Below are 20,862 nucleotides of genomic sequence, written 5' to 3'. Positions count from 1 at the left end.
CGCCTTCGCGCCGCCTACTTTAACTGGATTATGACTTATGTACGCCAAGAACCGCTGGTTGATCCTGACGATGGTCGCCAGCGCCCTGTTCCTGATCGTCATCGATATGACGGTGCTCTATACCGCTCTGCCGCGTTTAACCCAGGCGCTGGACGCCAGCGCCTCGCAAAAACTCTGGATCGTCAACGCCTACCCGTTGGTGGTGGCCGGTCTGTTGCCTGGCGCCGGCATGCTGAGCGATCGCATCGGCCATAAACGGCTGTTTCTCGCCGGGCTGCCGGTGTTTGCCGTCGCGTCGCTGTGCGCCGCTTTCTCGCCTACCGCCGAGTGGCTGATCGCCGCGCGGGTATTCCTCGCCGTTGGCGCGGCAATGATGATGCCCGCCACGCTGTCCATCGTACGCCACGTCTTTACCGACGAACGCGAACGCGCGCTGGCGATCGGCATCTGGGCATCGGTGGCCTCCGGCGGCGCGGCCATCGGCCCGGTGGTCGGCGGCCTGCTGTTGGAATATTTCTGGTGGGGCTCGGTGTTCCTGATCAATGTGCCGGTGGTGTTGCTGGTCTGGCCGTTGGCATGGAAACTGATCCCGCGCTGCGGCGGCGATAACCCGCGCCCCGCCGACATCGTCGGCTCGATACAGATCATGATAGGCCTGGTCGGCGCTATCTATGCGCTGAAAGAATTGAGCAAGCCGGCGCCTGACGTCAGCGCCTTGCTCGCGGCGGCCCTGATCGGCATCCTGTTCCTGGCGCTGTTCGTGCGTCGTCAGCAGCGCAGCGCCCACCCGATGATCGATTTCTCTCTGTTCCGCAACCGGCTGTTCGCCGGCGGCATCGGCGTGGCATTGCTGTCGATGGTGGCGCTGATCGGCGTCGAGCTGGTGCTCAGCCAACGCTTGCAACTGGTGCTCGGCCTCAGTCCGCTGCAGGCGGCGCTGTTCATCTTGCCGATCCCGCTGGCCTCGGCGTTGGCGGGGCCGATGGCCGGTTTGCTGCTGCCGCGCTACGGCGAACGCAGCATTATCCTCGGCGGTTTCGCCCTGACCGCCGTCGGCATTGCCGCCCTCGCCCTGTTGTCTCAGAGCGGCATAGCGCCGCAGCTGGTGAGCCTGGCGCTGGTGGGCTTCGGCCTCGGCGGCGTGATCACCGCCGCTTCCACCGCCATCATGCTGAACGCGCCGGAGGAGAAATCCGGCATGGCGGCGTCCATCGAAGACGTCTCCTACGAGCTGGGCGGCGTGCTGGGCGTGACGCTGCTCGGCGGGCTGATGACGGCGGTTTACAGCCACAGCCTGGCGCTGCCGGCGGAGCTGCCGGTCAGCGATTTAGCCTACGACAGCATCGACGAAGCGTTGCGCCTGGCGGCCGGAATGGCGGCCGATCGAGCGCAGCAGTTGACGCAGCTGGCGCGTCTGGCCTTTGATCGCGCCTTTATTTCGGTACTGATCGCCGCCGCGCTGTTAATGGCGCTGGGCGCAGGTGTGGTAAAACTGGCGCTGCGCAAGTAACCGAGAAAAGCGGCTTTTTTCGCCTGCGGAACCTGCGTAAACTGATTCGGCAATTTGCTCGGCGGATTTATCGTCATCGGTTTGAGCGATGGCAATAATGCCTGTTATCGTATTTAACCCTGCGATAAATCCGGTTACTGTAACAGCTATGGAAATTGATTCTGTCTACTATCGGAACAAATAATCAGGAGAAGATTATTATGGCAACGGCAAAGAAAGCAGCGAAAACCCATATCGGCCTTGACAGTAAACAATCGGCAAAACTCGCCGAAGCGCTCAATGCGCTGTTGGCAAACTATCAGGTGCTGTATATGAACGTGCGCGGCTATCATTGGAACATTACCGGCCCGCAGTTCTTTGAACTGCACGCGAAATTCGAAGAGACATATAACGATCTGCTGACCAAGGTAGATGAGCTGGCGGAACGTATTCTGACGTTGGGCTCGCAGCCGCGTCACGCTTTCAGCGATTATCTGAAAACCGCCGACATCAAGGAACACACCAACGTGACCGATGATAAGGGTACGCTGCGCGGCCTGTTGGAAGGGTATTCAATCTTGCTGCAACAGCAGCGTGAGCTGCTGACGGTGGCGGCAGACGCCGGCGACGAAGGCACCGCGTCGCTGATGAGCGATTACATCAAAGAGCAGGAAAAACAGGTCTGGATGCTCAACGCCTATTTGGGCAAATAACTCAGACACCATAACAAAACAGTCCCTTACGGGACTGTTTTCGTTTTACCACTCGCAGGATACCGCAAACAGCAGCGCGCGCCGATGCTGATCGTCCAGGCGGCGCCGCACCCGGATAATATGGCGATTGCTGCACGACTGGCGCTCCAGCCAGCGATGCCGCCGACGTTGGCTCTGCCGCAACATGCGCCAGCGGCCCACTTCATTTCTACTGCGTCTCATAATTCCGTCACTCGTTCGTCTAATGCCAACCGCGGGCATTATAGTCCTTTCCGCCCGCGATCCAAGCCGCCGTTATCGGCGACATCGCAGGCGTCGCGCCGCTAAAAGCCGCCCTTTCGATTTCGGCAAGTGCCTTAACTTCATCATATTTATGTAACATAAGCGCCGATAAAAGGTTTCGCCTTGCCCGATCTGTGCGTACACTCATCATTGGTGGTTTGCGAACGGGATTTTTCGCCTTTATGACAACATTTTATACCGTAATCAGTTGGCTCATGGTGTTCGGCTACTGGCTGCTGATCGCCGGCGTGACGATGCGCATTTTGATGAAACGCCGTGCGGTTCCCTCTGCCATGGCCTGGCTGCTGGTTATCTATATTCTGCCGCTGTTCGGCATCGTCGCCTATTTATCGTTCGGCGAACTGCACCTGGGCAAGCGCCGTGCCGAGCGCGCCAAGGCCATGTGGCCGTCGACCGCGCGCTGGCTGAAAGAATTGAAAGAGAGCCGCCGCATCTTCGCCACCGAATACAGTGAAGTCGCCGAACCGCTGTTCCAGCTGTGCAACCGCCGCCAGGGCATCGACGGCGTCAAGGGCAACCAGCTGCAGCTGCTCACCACTACCGACGACACGTTGAAAGCGCTGATCCGCGACATCGAGCTGGCGCGCCACAACATCGAAATGGTGTTCTATATCTGGCAGCCCGGCGGCCTGGTCGATCAGGTGGCCGAATCGCTGATGGCCGCCGCGCGGCGCGGCGTACACTGCCGCCTGATGCTGGACTCCGCCGGCAGCCTGCCATTTTTCCGCAGCCCCTACCCGGCGATGATGCGCAACGCAGGCATCGAAGTGGTCGAAGCGCTGAAGGTCAACCTGCTGCGCGTATTCCTGCGCCGCATGGATCTGCGCCAGCACCGCAAGGTGGTGCTGATCGACAACTACATCGCCTATACCGGCAGCATGAACATGGTCGACCCGCGCTATTTCAAGCAGGATGCGGGCGTCGGCCAATGGATCGATCTGATGGCGCGCATGGAAGGCCCGGTGGCCACTACGATGGGCATCGTCTATGCCTGCGACTGGGAGATTGAAACCGGCAAGCGCATTCTGCCGCCGCCGCCGGACGTCAACATCATGCCGTTCGAGCAGGAAAGCGGCCATACCATTCAGGTGATCGCCTCCGGCCCCGGCTTCCCCGAGGAGATGATCCACCAGGCGCTGCTGACCGCGGTTTATTCCGCTCGCGAACAGCTGATCATGACCACGCCGTACTTCGTGCCGAGCGACGATCTGCTGCACGCCATCTGCACCGCCGCTCTGCGCGGCGTCGAGGTCAGCATCATCGTGCCGCGCGACAACGATTCGATGATGGTGCGCTGGGCCAGCCGGGCGTTCTTCTCCGAGCTGCTGGAAGCCGGCGTGAAAATCTATCAGTTCGAAGGCGGCCTGTTGCACACCAAGAGCGTGCTGGTCGACGGCCAGCTCAGCCTGGTCGGCACCGTCAATCTGGATATGCGCAGCCTGTGGCTCAACTTCGAGATCACCCTGGTGATCGATGACGACGGCTTCGGCAGCGATCTGGCCTGCGTGCAGGAAGATTACATCGCCCGCTCCAAGCTGCTGAACGCCAAAGAGTGGTTGAAGCGGCCGTTCTGGCATCGGCTGGTCGAACGCCTGTTCTACTTTTTCAGCCCGCTGCTGTAAAAGCCGCAGCGAGCGTGCTTTAATAGCGCCAAATCATTTGTTATCAGGATTTTTTTATGGATTTGAATAACCGCCTTACCGAAGACGAAACGCTGGAACAGGCCTACGACATCTTCCTCGAATTGGCCGGCGACAATCTGGATCCGGCGGATATTCTGCTGTTCAATCTGCAGTTTGAAGAGCGCGGCGGCGCAGAACTGTACGACCCCTCCGAAGACTGGAGCGAGCACGTGGATTACGACCTGAATCCGGACTTCTTCGCCGAAGTGGTGATCGGTCTGGCGGACAGCGACGGCGAGCCGATCAACGACGTGTTCGCCCGCGTGCTGATCTGCCGCGAGAAAGACCACAAGCTGTGCCACATTCTGTGGAAAGAGTGATTCGCCGCTCATATTTCGGATAAAAAAAGCCCCGCTGAGTCAGCGGGGCTTTTTGTTGCCGGCTAGCGGCGCATTACAGCGGATCGACCTTCAGGCATGAAACCGCATGACGGAAACTGCCCTCCAGCAGCGGACGCGTCTTGGCGCACTCCGGCCCGGCGATCGGGCAGCGGGTGCGGAACACGCAGCCGGACGGCGGGTTGATCGGCGAAGGCAGCTCCCCTTCCAACAGCTGGATCTGCTTTTCCTTCTCCTTGTCCGGATCCGGGATCGGCACCGCCGACATCAACGCCTTGGTGTAAGGGTGCTGCGGATTGTGGTACACCTCGTCATAGGTGCCCAGCTCCACCGCATGGCCCAGATACATCACCAGCACGCGATCGGAAATGTGCTTCACCACCGCCAAATCGTGGGCGATAAAGATCAATGACAGGCCCATCTCGCGCTGCAGCTGCTGCAGCAGGTTTACCACCTGCGCCTGAATCGACACATCCAACGCGGAAACCGGCTCGTCGCAGATCACCAGCTTCGGTTCGAGGATCAGCGCGCGCGCGATGCCGATGCGCTGGCATTGGCCGCCGGAGAACTCGTGCGGATAACGGTTGATCAGGTTAGGCAGCAGGCCGACCTTCAGCATCATCGCCTTGACCTTGTCCTTCACTTCCTGACGCGGCATTTTCGGGTAATAAGTGCGCAGCGGCTCAGCGATGATTTCGCCGATGGTCATGCGCGGGTTGAGCGAAGCCAGCGGATCCTGGAAGATCATCTGGATATCGCTGCGGGTTTTGCGCCAGTCGGCGTCGTTCATGCCCAGCAGATCTTTACCCAGCCAGGCGACGCGCCCGCTGGTGGCCTTCACCAGGCCGATGATGGCGCGCGCGAAGGTGGATTTGCCGCAGCCGGATTCGCCGACCACGCCCAGGGTTTCCCCCTCGAACAGCCGCAGCGTAACGCCATCGACCGCCTTCAGGGTTTTCGGCGGCTGCCAAAACCACTGCTTGTCGTCATGAATGTCGAAGTGCACTTTCAGATCGGCCACTTCGAGCAGCACTTTCTTGTCGGTTACCGCTGTCATACCAACGCCTCCACCGGTTTAAAGCAGGCGCGCAGGCGCCCTTCCCCAAATTGCTCCAATGGCGGAGCGCTCGCGCACTGTTCCATGGCGTACGGGCAGCGCGGCTGGAACGGGCAACCTTTCGGCAGCCGCAGCAGGTTCGGCGGGTTGCCGGGAATGGTCAGCAACGCTTCGCCTTCGGCGTCGAGGCGCGGCACCGCGTTCAACAACCCGATGGAGTACGGGTGGCTCGGCTGGTAGAACACCTCGCGCGCGCTGCCGTATTCCATGGTGCGACCGGCGTACATCACCAGCACCTTGTTGCAGATGCCGGCCACCACGCCCAGATCGTGGGTGATCATGATGATGGCGGTGTTGAACTCGCGCTTGAGCTCGTTGAGCAGTGTCATGATCTGCGCCTGAACGGTCACGTCCAGCGCGGTAGTCGGCTCGTCGGCGATCAGCAGCTTCGGCCGGCACAGCAGCGCCATGGCGATCATCACGCGCTGGCGCATGCCGCCGGAAAACTCATGCGGATACATGCGCATGCGCTTGCGCGCTTCCGGCATTTTCACCGCGTCGAGCATGCGCACCGACTCTTCGAAGGCTTCGCTTTTGCTCATTTTCTTATGCAGCATCAGCACTTCCATCAGCTGTTCGCCAACGCGCATATACGGGTTGAGCGAAGTCATCGGGTCCTGGAAGATCATCGAGATCTCTTCGGCCCGCAGCTTGTTGAGCTGGTTTTCCGGCAGGTTGAGGATTTCGCGGCCGTTGAATTTGGCCGAGCCGCCGATGCGGCCATTACTGGCCAGCAACCCCATCAGGGCGAACGCGGTCTGCGATTTGCCGGAGCCGGATTCGCCGACGATGCCCAGCGTTTCACCGGCGCGCAGATCGAAGTTCAGATCGTTCACCGCCGTCACGTCGCCGTCCGGGGTGGAAAACGTGACGCGCAGGTCTTTCACGTCCAGCAGCGGCGACGCTTTAACGCCGACGGCGGTTTGCATCTCAGGATGTTCAATGGTGCTCATGGTGGCACTCCTTAACGATCTTTCGGGTCGAGGGCGTCACGCAGGCCATCGCCGATGAAGTTGAAACAGAACAGAGTGACAACCAGGAAACCCGCCGGGAACAGCAGCAACCACGGTGAAACTTCCATTGAGTTGGCGCCGTCGCTGAGCAATGCGCCCCAGCTGCTCAGCGGCTCCTGCGTACCCAGCCCCAGGAAGCTGAGGAAGGATTCGAACAGGATCATGCTCGGCACCAGCAACGAGGCATACACCACCACCACGCCGAGCACGTTAGGCACGATATGCCGCAGCACGATGTTGCGCGTGGAAACGCCGCACACCAGCGCCGCTTCGATGAACTCCTTGCGCTTCAGACCGAGGGTTTGGCCGCGCACGATACGCGCCATGTCCAACCACGATACCATGCCGATCGCCACGAAGATCAGCAGGATATTCTGGCCGAAGAAGGTCACCAGCAGGATCACGAAGAACATGAACGGGAAGGAGTTGAGGATCTCCAGCAGGCGCATCATCACCGAGTCGATCTTGCCGCCCAGATAGCCGGACATCGCGCCGTACAGGGTGCCGACGATCACCGCCACCAACGCCGCCGCCACGCCGACCATCAGCGAGATGCGCCCGCCGATCGCCACGCGCACCAGCAGATCGCGCCCGGAGGAGTCGGTGCCGAAATAGTGCCCCGATTCAACGCTGGGTGCGGCGGACATCATCGCCCAATCGGTATCGTCGTAGGCGAATTGCGACAGCATCGGCGCCAGCACCACAAACAGAGTGATCAGCGCCAGTATGAACAGGCTGCTGACCGCCGCGCGGTTGTGCATAAAACGCCGACGCGCGTCTTGCCACAGGCTGCGCCCTTCCACTTCCAGCTTCTCGCTGAAGTGTTCCAGAGCTTCGCTGTTCTTTTTAGTCAACATCATTCGCGTGCTCCAGATTAATAACGGATTTTCGGATCGATGACCGCATACAGCACATCGACGATTGCGTTGAACAGAATGGTCAGAGCGCCCACCAGAATGGTCAGGCTCAACACCAGGGAGTAGTCGCGGTTCAGCGCGCCGTTAACGAACAGCTGGCCGATCCCCGGCAGACCGTAAATGGTTTCGATCACCATTGAACCGGTGATGATCCCGACGAACGCCGGGCCCATGTAGGACAGCACCGGCAACAGCGCCGGCTTCAGCGCGTGGCGGAAAATGATGCGACGCATCGGCAAGCCTTTGGCGCGCGCGGTGCGGATGAAGTTGGAGTGCAACACTTCAATCATCGAGCCGCGCGTGATACGGGCGATGCTGGCGATATAGGCCAGCGACAACGCCACCATCGGCAAGATGATGAACTTAGGCGCACCACCGTTCCAGCCGCCGCCCGGCAACCATTTCAACGTGATGGCGAAGATCAGCACCAACAGCGGCGCCACCACGAAACTGGGTATCACCACCCCGGTCATGGCGAACCCCATCACCGTATAGTCCCATTTGGTGTTCTGGTTCAGCGCGGCGATCACACCGGCGCTCACGCCCAGCACCACCGCCAGCAGAAACGCGGCCAGGCCGAGCTTGGCGGAGACCGGGAAAGAGCTGGCCACCAAATCGTTGACCGAATAATCCTTGTATTTAAAGGACGGGCCGAAGTCTCCCTGCGCAAGCTGCGCCAGATAATGACCGTACTGTTTCCAGATCGGGTCGTTCAAATGATATTTGGCTTCGATATTCGCCATGACTTCCGGCGGCAATGCGCGTTCCCCGGTAAATGGACTGCCGGGCGCCAGGCGCATCATGAAGAATGAGATGGTGATAAGGATAAATAGTGTCGGGATCGCTTCCAACAAGCGACGAAGTATAAATTTAAGCATTGCCCTAACCCTGTGCGACAGCCTGATAACGGCTTATTATTCTCAACATGGGCCGGCGGCCAGGCCGCCGGCTCTTACCGTATCAATGCTTGATGATGTACAGGTTTTTGTCGTACACGTTATCAAGCGGGTCTTTGCCGGTGTAGCCACCAACGTAAGGTTTCACCAGACGGGCGTTCACATAGTAATACAGCGGAACGATGGCGGAATCTTTATCCAGCTGAACTTCCGCTTTCTGATACAGATCGGCGCGCTCGTCTTTGCTCTTCGCGGTCAACACGTTGGCCATCAGCTTATCGAACTCGGCGCTCTTGTAGTGCGGGGTGTTACTGCTGCTGTCGGACAGCATCATGTTCAGGAACGAACTCGGTTCGTTGTAGTCGGCACACCAGCCGGCGCGCGCCACGTCATAGGTTCCCTGATGGCGGGTATCCAGGAAGGTTTTCCACTCCTGGTTCACCAGCTTCACGTCCACGCCCAGATTTTTCTTCCAGATGGAGGCGGCGGCGATCGCCAGCTTCTTGTGCAGGTCTGACGTGTTGTACAACAGGGAGAAGGTCAGCGGTTTACCCGGGCCGTAGCCGGCTTCCGCCAGCAGTTTCTTCGCCACTTCGTTGCGTTTTTCCTGCGTCCAGCCGAACCACTCCGGCGCGGTCAGCTTGGCGCCGTCGGTGTATGGCGGCGTAAAGCTGTAGGCCGGCAGATCGCCCTGGTTTTTCACCTTGTTGACGATGATGTCGCGATCCATACCCAGCTTCAGCGCTTCACGCACGCGCGCATCGGTGAACGGCGCCTTCTGGTTGTTGATTTCGTAGTAATAGGTGCACAGATAAGGATCGACGTGCACCTCTTTCGGGATCTCTTTCTTCAGCTTCTGGAACAGTTCGATCGGCATGTTGTTATAAGTCATGTCGATTTCGCCGGTGCGGTAGCGGTTAACGTCGGTCACTTCCGACGAAATAGGCAGGAACGTCACTTTATTGATGATGGTTTTGGCGTTATCCCAATATTCCGGGTTGCGTTCCAGTACGATGCGTTCGTTGACAATCCAGTCTTTCAGTTTGTAGGCGCCGTTGCTGACATAGTTGGCCGGCAGCGTCCACTTCTCGCCGAATTTCTCCACCGCCTCTTTATAAACCGGCTTCATGGCGTAGTGCGGGGTCATTTCAACCAGATAAGGCACCGGCTCGCTCAGGGTCACCTGGAAAGTATGGTCGTCGATGGCCTTCACGCCCAGCGTCGACTTGTCTTTTTTACCGGCGATGATGTCATCGACGTTTTCCACATGGGCGTACTGCAGGTAGCTGGCGTAAGGCGACGCGGTTTTCGGATCCACTACGCGCTGCCAACTGTAGACGAAATCTTGCGCCGTCACCGGCTTGCCGTTGGACCATTTGGCGTCTTTGCGCAGGTGGAAGGTCCAGATTTTGAAATCCTTGTTATCCCAGCTTTCCGCGACGCCCGGCACGATGGAACCATCCGGGCTGTTGTTCGCCAGGCCTTCCATCAGATCGCGGGTCACGTTGTTTTCCGGCACGCCCTCGATTTTATGCGGATCCAGCGACTGCACTTCGGAACCGTTGTTTTTGACGATTTCTTGCTTGTCGGCCAGTTGCACGCCTGCAGGAACGTCGGCCGCGAAGGCGGAGGTGGTTGCTGTGATGCCGAGTGCGGCGATGACGCCGGCGGCAATGAGGGTTTTCTTCGTGATGTTGGTCATACTTATCGACTCCAGTTTTTTATTATCACAGGCTCTTCGTGGAACCTGCGTTGCCCGTAAGCGGACTCTGTTTTCCCGCCGCTGCGGAACGAATGCGGCGGCGGGCCTTCCCCATATTCCCCTGCGGTTCAGCGTGAGGAATACCCCTTTTACTGCTTGATGATGTACAGATTTTTAACGTCGGTATAGTCCAGCGGATCTTTGCCGGTGAACCCGCCAACCGTCGGCTTAATCAACCGCGCGCTGACGCGGTAATACACCGGGATCAACGCGGAGTCTTTGTCCAGTTGCGCTTCTGCCTGCTGATAGAGCGCGGCGCGCGCGGCCTCATCCGGCGCCTTCAGGGTGGCGGCCATGATGGCGTCGAACGCCGGGCTCTTATAAAACACGGTATTGATGCTGCTGTTGGACAGCACCAGGTTCAGGAAGGCGCTGGGTTCGTTGTAATCCCCGCACCAGGTGGCGCGCGCCACGTCGTATTGCCCCTGATGGCGGCTTTCCAGCGAGGTCTTCCACTCCTGATTGCGCAGCGTGACGTCGGCGCCGAGGTTCTTCTTCCACATCGACGCGGCGGCGATCGCCTGCTGTTTGTTTTGATCGGAGGTGTTGTACAGCAGCGAGAACTTCAGCGGCTTGGCGTCGCTGTAACCCGCTTCCGCCAGCAGTTTCTTGGCTTCGGCGTTGCGCTGTTCCTGGCTCCAGCCGGCCCAGGCGGGCTGCGTGAAGTTGGCGCCTTCGGTGAAGGTTGGCGTGAAACTGTAGGCCGGGATCTGCCCCTGGCCCATGATCTTGTTGGCGATGATGTCGCGATCCAGCGTCATCTTCACCGCCGCACGCACCCGCGGATCGGTGAACGGCGCCCGCTGGTTATTGAGTTCGTAATAGAAAGTGCACAGATAAGGGTTAACGTGCAGTTGCTCAGGCACTTCGCGCTTCATTTTGACGTACAGGTACGGCGGAATGGCGCTGTTGGTGATGTCGATCTCGCCGCTGCGGAAGCGGTTGACGTCGCTGACTTCGGAAGCAATCGGCAGGAAGGTCGCCTGATTGATCACCGTCTGCTTGTTGTTCCAGTAGCTCGGGCTGCGCTCCAGCACAATCCGCTCGTTCACCACCCACTCTTTCAGACGGTAAGCGCCGTTGCCGACATAGTTGGCGGGCAGCGTCCATTTGTCGCCGAATTTCTCCACTACCGCGCGTTTCACCGGTTTGAGCGACGTGTGGCTCAGCATGCTGATGAAATACGGCACCGGTTCGCTCAGCGTCACCTGCAGCGTCTGGTCGTCCAGCGCCTTGACGCCGAGGGCCTGTGGAGGCTTCTTGCCGGTCAGGATATCGTCGATATTGTCGACTTTGGTGTACTGCAGGTAGCTGGCATAGGGCGAGGCGATTTTCGGATCGGCCAGGCGCTGCCAGCTGTAGACGAAGTCTTGCGCGGTCACCGGGCTGCCGTCGCTCCACACCGCGCCGGGGCGCAGGTGGAAGGTCCATTGCTGATAATTCTGGTTTTCCCAGCTCGCCGCCGCCGCCGGCACCACATGCCCGTTGGCGTCGGTGCTCACCAGCCCTTCCAGCAGGTTAAGAATGATATTGCTTTCCGGTACGCCCTCGACCTTATGCGGATCCAATGAAGCCACTTCGCTGCCGTTGTTGATCACAATATTCTGCTGCTGCGCCAACTGAACGCCGGCCGGCACTTCCGCCGCCAAACTGCTATTTATGGCGCCGACGCTCAGCGCGCCGCTAATCAACAAGGTCAAAGAAGTGCGCTTCAGGGTTTGCTGCATAATCGAGGCTCCTTTTCACCGACAAGCATCGCTTATCGAAGTTTGTGAAGTGTTTATAAGAATTCTAAATAAACGGATACCAGCAAAAATCATTCCCGTTTTTATGGCGCATTTCAGTTAATTGACCACGGGAAAGTTGCTCGGAAATTAGCAGAAGCCAAATTCCATAGCCAATAAATTTTACGAAAATGTTAAGCAATTCTCTTTTATCGCACGAAGCCCGATCCGGCCCCCAAGATCGAGGACGCGGAGAAACAAAATCATCGCTATGATTTTAAAGAAAAAAAAGACGAAATCATTTCATTTGAAACCATCAACGCAATCTCATTACCGCACAAAGAAACATTCAGTTAACAATCCGGACATTCAAAGAACAAACACCTGCCTATGGTCGGTTAATCACTAATAACACCTGGATGAAAGTGAGACAAGCCCCACAGAATGATGTGATTAATTTAACAACAGCTTTACCGTTGAACGGGGGCAAAACGCGCGGAAATGGGGGAAGAAAAGTGTCTGAAATAACGCTTAGCGTTTTTTTTGCACAGCAACATGAGATTTATGCAACATAAGAGTGCAACCGCATAAATTTTATTCATCCTGTGCACTATAATAATGCGAACCAATAAATAATTTAAACTTTAAAATTAATTTTAGCCGCGCCAAGGCGAAAGGTGCGCGGCTAAACAAAGGGTATTACAACAGGCCGGGGAATATCGCCTTAATGCCGGTAACGATAAACTCGATCCCGAGCGCCATCAGCAACAGACCCATGATACGGGTGATCACGTTGATGCCGGTCTGCCCAAGCAAACGCACCAACAGCGGCGCGGCGCGGAACAACAACCAACAGCAAAAGGCGAACAAGGCGATCGCGACCGTAAAGCCGAGCAGGCTTTGCCAGTTGTGATAACGGGAACTCCACACGATGGTGGAACTGATCGCCCCCGGCCCCGCCATCAGCGGCAGCGCTAACGGCACCACGCCGATGCTCTCGCGGATCGCGCTCTCCGATTTTTCCTGTTTGTTCTGTTTGTCTTCTCCCAGCTTGCCGCTGATCATCGACATGGCGATGGTCACCACCAGAATACCGCCGGCGATGCGGAACGAATCGATGGAGATGCCGAACATCCGCAAGATCCCTTCGCCCAGGAACAGCGATGTCCACAGAATAATGGCGACCGACAGGTTGGCGGTCAGGTTGGTTTTATTGCGCCCTGCTTCCGCCTGGTAGCTGGTCATGCTGATAAACACCGGCAAGATGCCCACCGGGTTGACCAGCGCAAACAGACCGACAAAGAACTTGATAAAGCCGGAAAGATCCAACAGAGATTGGCCCACAGATGGCTCCGCGTTAAGTGCTATAAAAAGGTGTGCTGCCTATGCGCGCTAATGTAATGGAATTGCCGCGGGTAATCCATCCGGCCAGAGCAGCATTTTTGACTACCAGCAAGTTAGGCAACAAAACAAATGCCCTTTGTTAAAGTGATGTATGGCCTTTTGATTTTTTATGTTGAAAAAAGAGTCATCGATCACAGTTATTGATAACCACTCTCAACACCGTCAAGCTGAAAGGTGTCAGCTTGCACTTTTCATGATTTAGATCACAAATCAACTACCCAACAGTGGGTAAGCTCTTAGTCGTAGGCAGGGAGTAGAACAAAGTCGGTGGCAATCCAGCCGGTTCCGTTCTCTTCACTGCCTGCCCCTCCGGTTGGCGCAGGGTAAAGCTCTTTAAGCAAATCAGCAGCATGCGAAGAAATAACGCGGGAAACCCCCGGTATTCGAATCACCGTTTATTCCCGTTATGACTATACTAGTGGCTCGCACGGCTTATTTACTGAAAGAGTTTAACATTATCAGGAGAGCATTATGGCTGTAACGAATGTCGCTGAACTGAACGAGCTTGTCGCACGTGTCAAAAAAGCCCAGCGCGAATATGCCAACTTCACTCAAGAGCAAGTGGATAAAATCTTCCGCGCTGCCGCCCTCGCCGCTGCTGATGCCCGTATCCCGTTGGCCAAAATGGCCGTGGAAGAATCCGGAATGGGTATCGTCGAAGACAAAGTGATCAAAAACCACTTCGCTTCCGAGTACATCTACAACGCCTATAAAGATGAAAAAACCTGTGGCATCCTGTCTGAAGATGACACTTTCGGTACCATCACCATCGCCGAACCTATCGGCCTGATTTGCGGTATCGTCCCTACCACCAACCCAACTTCTACCGCGATCTTCAAAGCGCTGATCAGCCTGAAAACCCGTAACGGCATCATCTTCTCGCCGCACCCGCGTGCGAAGAATGCCACCAATAAAGCCGCCGATATCGTGCTGCAAGCCGCTATCGCCGCCGGCGCGCCAAAAGACATCATCGGTTGGATCGATCAACCTACCGTCGAGCTGTCCAACCAGCTGATGCACCACCCTGACATCAACCTGATCCTGGCCACCGGTGGCCCGGGCATGGTGAAAGCCGCCTACAGCTCCGGCAAACCCGCCATCGGCGTCGGCGCCGGTAATACGCCGGTCGTGGTAGACGAAACCGCAGACATTAAGCGCGTGGTCGCCTCTATCCTGATGTCCAAAACCTTCGACAGCGGCGTTATCTGCGCTTCCGAACAGTCGGTCATCGTCGTTGACGCTATCTATGATGCGGTACGCGAACGCTTCGCTTCCCACGGCGGCTATCTGCTGCAGGGTAAAGAACTGAAAGCGGTGCAGGACATCATCCTGAAAAACGGCGGTCTGAATGCGGCCATCGTCGGGCAATCCGCACCGAAAATCGCCGAAATGGCAGGCATCAAAGTGCCGGCCAACACCAAAGTGCTGATCGGTGAAGTGAAGCTGGTCGACGAGTCCGAACCTTTCGCACATGAAAAACTGTCGCCTACCCTGGCGATGTACCGTGCCAAAGACTTCGAAGACGCGGTCGCCAAAGCCGAAAAACTGGTCGCCATGGGCGGTATCGGCCACACGTCCTGCCTGTACACCGACCAGGATAACCAAACGGCTCGCATCGCCTACTTCGGCGATAAAATGAAAACGGCTCGCATCCTGATCAACACCCCGGCTTCTCAGGGCGGTATCGGCGACCTGTACAACTTCAAACTCGCGCCTTCGCTGACGCTGGGTTGCGGTTCCTGGGGTGGCAACTCCATCTCTGAAAACGTCGGACCTAAACACCTGATCAACAAGAAAACTGTAGCGAAGCGAGCAGAAAACATGTTGTGGCACAAACTTCCGAAATCGATCTACTTCCGCCGTGGCTCGCTGCCTATCGCGCTGGAAGAAGTGGCGACCGACGGGGCGAAACGCGCCTTCATCGTGACCGACCGTTTCCTGTTCAACAACGGCTATGCTGACCAGATCACCAAGGTTCTGAAGTCTCACGGCATCGAAACCGAAGTGTTCTTCGAAGTGGAAGCCGATCCGACGCTGAGCATCGTGCGTAAAGGCGCCGAGCAGATGAACTCCTTCAAACCGGACGTCATCATCGCGCTGGGCGGCGGTTCGCCGATGGACGCCGCGAAAATCATGTGGGTGCTGTACGAACATCCTGAAACCCACTTCGAGGATCTGGCGCTGCGCTTCATGGACATCCGCAAGCGTATCTACAAATTCCCGAAAATGGGCGTGAAAGCGAAGATGATCGCTATCACCACGACGTCAGGCACCGGTTCGGAAGTCACACCATTCGCCGTCGTGACCGACGACGCCACCGGGCAGAAATACCCGCTGGCCGACTATGCGCTGACCCCGGACATGGCGATTGTCGACGCCAACCTGGTGATGAACATGCCGAAATCCCTGTGCGCCTTCGGCGGCCTGGATGCGGTGACCCACGCGCTGGAAGCCTACGTCTCGGTGCTGGCGAACGAATACTCCGACGGCCAGGCGCTGCAGGCGCTGAAACTGTTGAAAGAGTATCTGCCGGCCAGCTACAAAGAAGGCGCGAAAAACCCGGTTGCCCGTGAACGCGTGCACAACGCCGCCACCATCGCCGGTATCGCTTTTGCCAACGCCTTCCTCGGGGTTTGTCACTCCATGGCGCACAAACTGGGTTCGGAGTTCCACATTCCGCACGGCCTGGCCAACGCGATGCTGATTTCCAACGTCATTCGCTACAATGCGAACGACAACCCGACCAAGCAGACGGCCTTCAGCCAGTACGACCGCCCTCAGGCGCGCCGCCGCTACGCTGAAATCGCCGACCACCTCGGCCTGAGCGCGCCGGGCGACCGCACCGCGCAGAAGATTGAGAAACTGCTGGCCTGGCTGGACGAGCTGAAAACCGAGTTGGGCATCCCAACCTCCATCCGTGAGGCGGGTGTGCAGGAGGCGGACTTCCTGGCGAAAGTCGACAAGCTGTCGGAAGACGCGTTCGACGACCAATGCACCGGCGCCAACCCGCGCTATCCGCTGATTGCCGAACTGAAGCAAATCATGCTGGATACCTTCTACGGCCGCGAATTCAGCGAAGCAGTCGAAGAGGAAGCGGCAGCTCCGGCTGCAGCCAAAGCCGCGGTAAAGAAGCCCAAGAAATAACGGTTTCGTGAACCGATAAAAAAACCCGCCAAACGGCGGGTTTTTTATTGCGCCGGAGGCGCTGCATTTCGACTCACGCCGCCAAAACGCCTCAGCGGGCTTTGGCGGCGTTTTCTCCCCTACTCCAGGGAGTGAATCGCCTCTTTATAATGCTTGCGGCAGACGGAGACATAGCTCTCGTTACCGCCAATCACCACCTGCTCACCGGCGTGCATCGCCTGGCCGTTTTCATCCAACCGCAGCACCATATTGGCTTTGCGCCCACAGTGACAGATGGTTTTCAATTCCACCAGCTTATCGGCCCAGGCCAGCAAATATTGGCTGCCGGTAAACAGCTCACCGAGAAAATCGGTACGCAGGCCGTAGCACAATACGGGAATGTCCAGTTGGTCCACCACATCGCACAATTGCTCAACCTGCGCCTTGGTCAGGAACTGGCTTTCATCCAGCAGTACACAATGCACCGGTTGCTGTTGATGCTCTTGCTGAATCATGGCGTACAGCATCGAGTCGTTGTTATAGAGCTGGGCCTGCGAGGATAAACCGATGCGCGAGCTGACCTTACCTACGCCAAAGCGGTGATCGATCTCCGCAGTGAACACCAGCGTGCGCATACCACGTTCTTGATAGTTATATGAAGACTGTAGCAGCGCGGTGGACTTGCCGGCATTCATCGCAGAGTAATAAAAATAAAGTTGAGCCATGGCCCCGCAACTCCGATGGTATAAGAAATATTCAAATGTCGATTAGGACGGTAAGTGTACCATAAGCCGCCCCCCAGCTCAGCCCAAAGCGAACGAATATTGCGTTCGCCGTAATAATGCGCTTTCAAGCGAAACATATCGTTCTGTCGGCCCGTTCCTTTTACAGCTATTTACAGGATAATGTATGCCTGTCATCACTATTAATTCTTGCTAATGGTTAACCGCGATCATTTGCCCATTAATGCATAATCACCCTTTCGCAGCGGCGGGTGCCGCAACCGCAACGGCGCGTCAGTCTATTATACACGGGGCCAATACAGGGCATTTAATCACCTCCGCTGTCCCCGACGTTTCCTGACGCAATCTTTACCTATATACCCCTATTGTTTACAATGTCTGTCTTGCCATGACGTGATTAAGCCCACAGAACCCATTGTAATATTGATATAAATTACGGCGATAACTTATCGATGAAAGCCTTGCGACACGCGCCTTTTAAAGCATGCCTGCTGAAATTTTGACTTAAGTGCGACAAGGGTAATAGTTAACAGCCCTTCCTATATTAGTCGGACAGATCCGATTAACGGTTTTTTAAAAGGTAAATTTGAGTATTCAAGTCAATTTGGCTATTGCAGAAAAGAAAATAGCGCTCTATTATTATCGAGACGCCCCCCACCAATATAATTTGAGACTAGGACAATGAGCGAAGCATTAAAGATTTTGAACAACATCCGTACTCTGCGCGCCCAGGCAAGAGAATGCACACTGGAAACGCTGGAAGAAATGCTCGAGAAACTGGAAGTTGTTGTGAACGAACGTCGCGAAGAAGACAGCCAGGCTCAAGCAGAAATCGAAGAACGCACTCGTAAACTGCAACAATACCGCGAAATGCTGATTGCTGACGGTATTGATCCGAATGAACTGCTGCAAACCATGGCTGCCAACAAGGCTGCCGGCAAAGCAAAACGTGCGGCACGTCCTGCCAAATACCAATATAAAGACGAAAACGGCGAGCTGAAAACCTGGACCGGCCAAGGCCGTACTCCTGCGGTGATTAAGAAAGCTATCGAAGAGCAAGGTAAATCTCTGGACGATTTCCTGCTGTAATAGCGATTCAGTCCGTATCTGAAAGGCTCCCTGCGGGGGCCTTTTCATTTTAAAGCTTATAGACGTGATCCCGCCTCATCCCTCTCTTTTTAGTAAATATCCTGATTCACATTTTCCTCCTTGCATGAAGTCCCAGCGAAAAAAAAGGGCCCTAAGGCCCCTTTATCGCATTTACTCCCGTTCAATTATTGAACCTGGTAGAATGCCTTATACCAATCAACAAAGCGCTTTACACCCTCTTCAACGCTGGTTTCCGGTTTAAAACCAATGTCGCGATAAAGCTCTGCGGTATCAGCGCTGGTATCCATCACGTCGCCAGGTTGCATCGGCAGCATATTCTTGCGGGCTGTTACCCCTAAAGCCTGCTCCAACGCCGTGATATATTCCATCAGTTTAACGGGGGTGTTATTGCCGATATTATAAACATGATACGGTGCGGAACTGGTCGCCGGCGATCCCTGTTCAACGGTCCATGACGGATCCGCCTGCGGAATAACCGCCTGCAGCCGCACAATCGCCTCGGTGATATCATCAATGTAAGTAAAGTCACGGTGCATTTCACCGTGGTTATATACATCGATACTCTCCCCCGCCAATATGGCCTTGGTAAACTTGAACAGCGCCATATCCGGGCGCCCCCAGGGACCATATACGGTAAAGAAGCGTAGCCCCGTCGTCGGGAGACCGTATAAATGAGCGTAACTGTGTGACATCAGCTCATTGGCTTTTTTAGTTGCCGCATACAGTGACACAGGGTGGTCGACAGAATCTTCGGTAGCAAACGGCAACTTGCGATTGAGGCCATAAACAGAGCTGGATGAAGCGTAAAGTAAATGCTCGACCTTATTATGACGACAGCCTTCCAGAACGTTCAAATGACCGATCAGGTTAGCGTCCGCATAAGCCAACGGGTTGACCAGCGAATAACGCACGCCGGCTTGGGCACCCAAATGAATGACTCGTTGGAACTGATGCTCGGCGAACAATGTCGCCATGCCTTCACGATCGGCCAAATCCAACTTGATGAAGCGGAATCCCGGCTTATCCGCCAGTCTGTCCAGACGGGCCATTTTCAGGCCCACGTCATAATAGTCATTCAGGTTATCGATGCCGACAACCTGATGCCCGGCGGTCAACAAACGCTCTGCAACGTGATAACCAATAAACCCTGCGGCGCCTGTAACCAGGAATTTCATGCCCACTCCTTAAATAACCGGTTTAATCGAGGCGCCGCGGCCAATCGCGTAGTAGGTAAAGCCGCGATTCTCCAAACGCTCCGGATCGTACAGGTTACGTCCATCGAAGATCACCGGCTGCTTCAACTCACTTTTGATCACGTCGAAGTCCGGCGCGCGGAAATTCTGCCATTCGGTGCAGATCACCAGAGCATCGGCGCCGTGCAACGCAGCCTCTTTGGTACCCATCAGCTTCAAGTCGTCGCGCTGGCCATAAATGCGCTGAACTTCGTTCATCGCTTCCGGATCGTAGGCCTGAACGGTGGCACCGGCAGCCCACAGCTGTTCCATCAGCACGCGGCTGGACGCTTCACGCATGTCATCGGTATTCGGCTTGAACGCCAGGCCCCACAGCGCGAAGGTTTTGCCCTTCAGATCGCTGCCGAAGTAGTCTTTGATAAAGCTGTTCAGCTTGTCTTTCTGTTGGTAGTTGACCTGCTCTACCGCCTGCAGCAGCTTCGGTTGGTAACCGATCTGCTCTGCCGTGCGGATCAACGCCTGGACATCTTTCGGGAAGCAAGAACCACCGTAGCCGCAGCCAGGGTAGATGAAGTGATAACCGATGCGTGAGTCGGAACCAATGCCCTGACGCACTTTCTCGATGTCCGCGCCCAGCATTTCTGCCAGGTTGGACATTTCGTTCATAAAGCTGATTTTGGTCGCCAGCATGCAGTTGGCGGCATATTTGGTCAGCTCCGCGCTGCGGATATCCATCATGATCATACGATCGTGATTGCGGTTAAACGGCTCGTACAGCTCGCGAATAGGCTCGATCACCTCTTTATTATCGGTGCCGATCACGATGCGCTCAGGGCGCATGCAGTCAGCCACCGCAGCGCCTTCCTTCAGGAATTCAGGGTTGGACACCACGTCGAACGGCACGTTGCTGCCGCGTTTTGCCAGCGTTTCCGCCATCACCTGACGCACTTTGTCCGCCGTACCGACCGGCACGGTAGATTTGTCGATCACCACTTTGCGATCGGTCATGTGCTCGGCGATGGTGCGCGCCACCGCGGTGACATATTTCAGATCGGCGGAACCGTCTTCATCCGGCGGCGTACCGACGGCGATAAACTGGATATTCCCGTGCGCCACGCCCGCTTTGGCATCGGTGGTGAAATGCAGGCGCCCAGCCTCATAGTTTTGCTGTACCAGCGGCGTCAGGCCCGGTTCAAAAATCGGGATATTCCCTTTTTTCAGGTTCTCGACTTTTCGTTCGTCAACATCGATGCACATAACATCATGGCCAACTTCAGCCAGCACGGCGGCCTGTACCAGCCCCACATAACCAATACCAAAAACTGTTACTTTCAT

17 protein-coding genes are annotated in these 20,862 nt (G+C 56.4%); 6 read left to right on the top strand and 11 right to left on the bottom strand.

All coding sequences use genetic code 11. The features are described 5' to 3' along the window. Positions 1 to 37 precede the first annotated feature (37 nt). Both smfY and ACMGF7_RS18665 read left to right on the top strand, forming a co-directional pair. Positions 38 to 1,510, top strand: a complete 1,473-nt coding sequence (gene smfY, locus ACMGF7_RS18670) for a multidrug efflux MFS transporter SmfY (protein ID WP_021503842.1) — start codon at positions 38 to 40, stop codon at positions 1,508 to 1,510. Positions 1,511 to 1,710: 200 nt separating this feature from the next. After that, a complete protein-coding gene (locus ACMGF7_RS18665) occupies positions 1,711 to 2,202 on the top strand; it encodes a Dps family protein (protein WP_004932132.1) in 492 nt (163 codons plus the stop codon). A gap of 45 nt (positions 2,203 to 2,247) precedes the next feature. Here ACMGF7_RS18665 and ACMGF7_RS18660 read toward each other — a convergent pair whose 3' ends face one another. Further along, positions 2,248 to 2,424, bottom strand: a complete 177-nt coding sequence (locus ACMGF7_RS18660; RefSeq protein WP_025159792.1) for a YciY family protein — start codon at positions 2,422 to 2,424, stop codon at positions 2,248 to 2,250. Between the two features lie 242 nt (positions 2,425 to 2,666). Between ACMGF7_RS18660 and cls the strand changes: the two genes are divergently transcribed. Together cls and ACMGF7_RS18650 are read left to right on the top strand one after the other, a co-directional pair. Continuing rightward, a complete protein-coding gene (gene cls / locus ACMGF7_RS18655; RefSeq protein ID WP_004932137.1) occupies positions 2,667 to 4,127 on the top strand; it encodes a cardiolipin synthase in 1,461 nt (486 codons plus the stop codon). A 56-nt stretch (positions 4,128 to 4,183) separates the two neighbouring features. Continuing rightward, complete coding sequence (locus ACMGF7_RS18650; protein ID WP_004932139.1) at positions 4,184 to 4,507, top strand: HI1450 family dsDNA-mimic protein; 324 nt, start codon at positions 4,184 to 4,186, stop codon at positions 4,505 to 4,507. A 73-nt stretch (positions 4,508 to 4,580) separates the two neighbouring features. Here the strand turns inward: ACMGF7_RS18650 and oppF are convergent, their stop codons facing one another. From oppF to ACMGF7_RS18615, 7 genes are all read right to left on the bottom strand, one after another. Continuing rightward, a complete protein-coding gene (gene oppF, locus ACMGF7_RS18645; RefSeq protein WP_004932143.1) occupies positions 4,581 to 5,582 on the bottom strand; it encodes a murein tripeptide/oligopeptide ABC transporter ATP binding protein OppF in 1,002 nt (333 codons plus the stop codon). After that, the gene (locus ACMGF7_RS18640; protein ID WP_015378086.1) at positions 5,579 to 6,595 is read right to left on the bottom strand and encodes an ABC transporter ATP-binding protein; all 1,017 of its coding nucleotides are present in this window, start codon (positions 6,593 to 6,595) and stop codon (positions 5,579 to 5,581) included. Before ACMGF7_RS18640 ends, oppF begins: the two co-directional genes overlap by 4 nt. Before the next feature lie 11 nt (positions 6,596 to 6,606). Further along, positions 6,607 to 7,515: an oligopeptide ABC transporter permease OppC gene (gene oppC / locus ACMGF7_RS18635; RefSeq protein ID WP_004932149.1), complete on the bottom strand. Its 909-nt coding sequence runs from the start codon at positions 7,513 to 7,515 to the stop codon at positions 6,607 to 6,609. A gap of 14 nt (positions 7,516 to 7,529) precedes the next feature. Beyond that, positions 7,530 to 8,450 (bottom strand): oligopeptide ABC transporter permease OppB, encoded by a 921-nt coding sequence (gene oppB, locus ACMGF7_RS18630; RefSeq protein ID WP_004932150.1) that lies wholly within the window; start codon positions 8,448 to 8,450, stop codon positions 7,530 to 7,532. A gap of 82 nt (positions 8,451 to 8,532) precedes the next feature. After that, positions 8,533 to 10,170, bottom strand: a complete 1,638-nt coding sequence (oppA, locus tag ACMGF7_RS18625) for an oligopeptide ABC transporter substrate-binding protein OppA (RefSeq protein ID WP_049242990.1) — start codon at positions 10,168 to 10,170, stop codon at positions 8,533 to 8,535. A gap of 149 nt (positions 10,171 to 10,319) precedes the next feature. Then, a complete protein-coding gene (locus ACMGF7_RS18620) occupies positions 10,320 to 11,957 on the bottom strand; it encodes an ABC transporter substrate-binding protein (protein ID WP_048323800.1) in 1,638 nt (545 codons plus the stop codon). A 696-nt stretch (positions 11,958 to 12,653) separates the two neighbouring features. Next, complete coding sequence (locus tag ACMGF7_RS18615; RefSeq protein ID WP_015378089.1) at positions 12,654 to 13,298, bottom strand: YchE family NAAT transporter; 645 nt, start codon at positions 13,296 to 13,298, stop codon at positions 12,654 to 12,656. 531 nt (positions 13,299 to 13,829) lie between these two features. On the opposite strand from ACMGF7_RS18615, the gene adhE reads away from it, so the two are divergent. Next, positions 13,830 to 16,502, top strand: a complete 2,673-nt coding sequence (adhE, locus tag ACMGF7_RS18610; RefSeq protein ID WP_033632874.1) for a bifunctional acetaldehyde-CoA/alcohol dehydrogenase — start codon at positions 13,830 to 13,832, stop codon at positions 16,500 to 16,502. 119 nt (positions 16,503 to 16,621) lie between these two features. Here adhE and ACMGF7_RS18605 read toward each other — a convergent pair whose 3' ends face one another. Continuing rightward, on the bottom strand, positions 16,622 to 17,206 hold the full coding sequence (locus tag ACMGF7_RS18605) for a thymidine kinase (protein WP_015378091.1): 585 nt from the start codon (positions 17,204 to 17,206) through the stop codon (positions 16,622 to 16,624). A 699-nt stretch (positions 17,207 to 17,905) separates the two neighbouring features. Here ACMGF7_RS18605 and hns point away from each other — a divergent pair. Beyond that, positions 17,906 to 18,313, top strand: coding sequence for a histone-like nucleoid-structuring protein H-NS (gene hns / locus ACMGF7_RS18600; RefSeq protein WP_004932170.1), 408 nt, complete (start codon positions 17,906 to 17,908; stop codon positions 18,311 to 18,313). Between the two features lie 185 nt (positions 18,314 to 18,498). On the opposite strand, the gene ACMGF7_RS18595 is transcribed toward hns, so the two are convergent. Both ACMGF7_RS18595 and ACMGF7_RS18590 read right to left on the bottom strand, forming a co-directional pair. Beyond that, entirely contained in the window at positions 18,499 to 19,509 is a 1,011-nt protein-coding gene (locus ACMGF7_RS18595; protein WP_049240803.1) for an NAD-dependent epimerase, read from the bottom strand. 9 nt (positions 19,510 to 19,518) lie between these two features. Continuing rightward, positions 19,519 to 20,862, bottom strand: a complete 1,344-nt coding sequence (locus ACMGF7_RS18590) for a UDP-glucose dehydrogenase family protein (protein ID WP_197799027.1) — start codon at positions 20,860 to 20,862, stop codon at positions 19,519 to 19,521.

The sequence above is a fragment of the Serratia sp. BNK-17 genome (genome assembly GCF_048684935.1).
Lineage (GTDB): Bacteria > Pseudomonadota > Gammaproteobacteria > Enterobacterales > Enterobacteriaceae > Serratia > Serratia nematodiphila.
The sequence above is the reverse complement of the archived record's forward strand: the minus strand, read 5'-3'. Positions and strand labels throughout refer to the sequence as shown.

Coding starts and splice junctions, on each gene's coding strand:
- smfY (WP_021503842.1), top strand. CDS start 38: ATGTACGCCAAGAACCGCTGGTTGATCCTGACGATGGTCGCCAGCGCC.
- ACMGF7_RS18665 (WP_004932132.1), top strand. CDS start 1,711: ATGGCAACGGCAAAGAAAGCAGCGAAAACCCATATCGGCCTTGACAGT.
- ACMGF7_RS18660 (WP_025159792.1), bottom strand. CDS start 2,424: ATGAGACGCAGTAGAAATGAAGTGGGCCGCTGGCGCATGTTGCGGCAG.
- cls (WP_004932137.1), top strand. CDS start 2,667: ATGACAACATTTTATACCGTAATCAGTTGGCTCATGGTGTTCGGCTAC.
- ACMGF7_RS18650 (WP_004932139.1), top strand. CDS start 4,184: ATGGATTTGAATAACCGCCTTACCGAAGACGAAACGCTGGAACAGGCC.
- oppF (WP_004932143.1), bottom strand. CDS start 5,582: ATGACAGCGGTAACCGACAAGAAAGTGCTGCTCGAAGTGGCCGATCTG.
- ACMGF7_RS18640 (WP_015378086.1), bottom strand. CDS start 6,595: ATGAGCACCATTGAACATCCTGAGATGCAAACCGCCGTCGGCGTTAAA.
- oppC (WP_004932149.1), bottom strand. CDS start 7,515: ATGATGTTGACTAAAAAGAACAGCGAAGCTCTGGAACACTTCAGCGAG.
- oppB (WP_004932150.1), bottom strand. CDS start 8,450: ATGCTTAAATTTATACTTCGTCGCTTGTTGGAAGCGATCCCGACACTA.
- oppA (WP_049242990.1), bottom strand. CDS start 10,170: ATGACCAACATCACGAAGAAAACCCTCATTGCCGCCGGCGTCATCGCC.
- ACMGF7_RS18620 (WP_048323800.1), bottom strand. CDS start 11,957: ATGCAGCAAACCCTGAAGCGCACTTCTTTGACCTTGTTGATTAGCGGC.
- adhE (WP_033632874.1), top strand. CDS start 13,830: ATGGCTGTAACGAATGTCGCTGAACTGAACGAGCTTGTCGCACGTGTC.
- ACMGF7_RS18605 (WP_015378091.1), bottom strand. CDS start 17,206: ATGGCTCAACTTTATTTTTATTACTCTGCGATGAATGCCGGCAAGTCC.
- hns (WP_004932170.1), top strand. CDS start 17,906: ATGAGCGAAGCATTAAAGATTTTGAACAACATCCGTACTCTGCGCGCC.
- ACMGF7_RS18595 (WP_049240803.1), bottom strand. CDS start 19,509: ATGAAATTCCTGGTTACAGGCGCCGCAGGGTTTATTGGTTATCACGTT.
- ACMGF7_RS18590 (WP_197799027.1), bottom strand. CDS start 20,862: ATGAAAGTAACAGTTTTTGGTATTGGTTATGTGGGGCTGGTACAGGCC.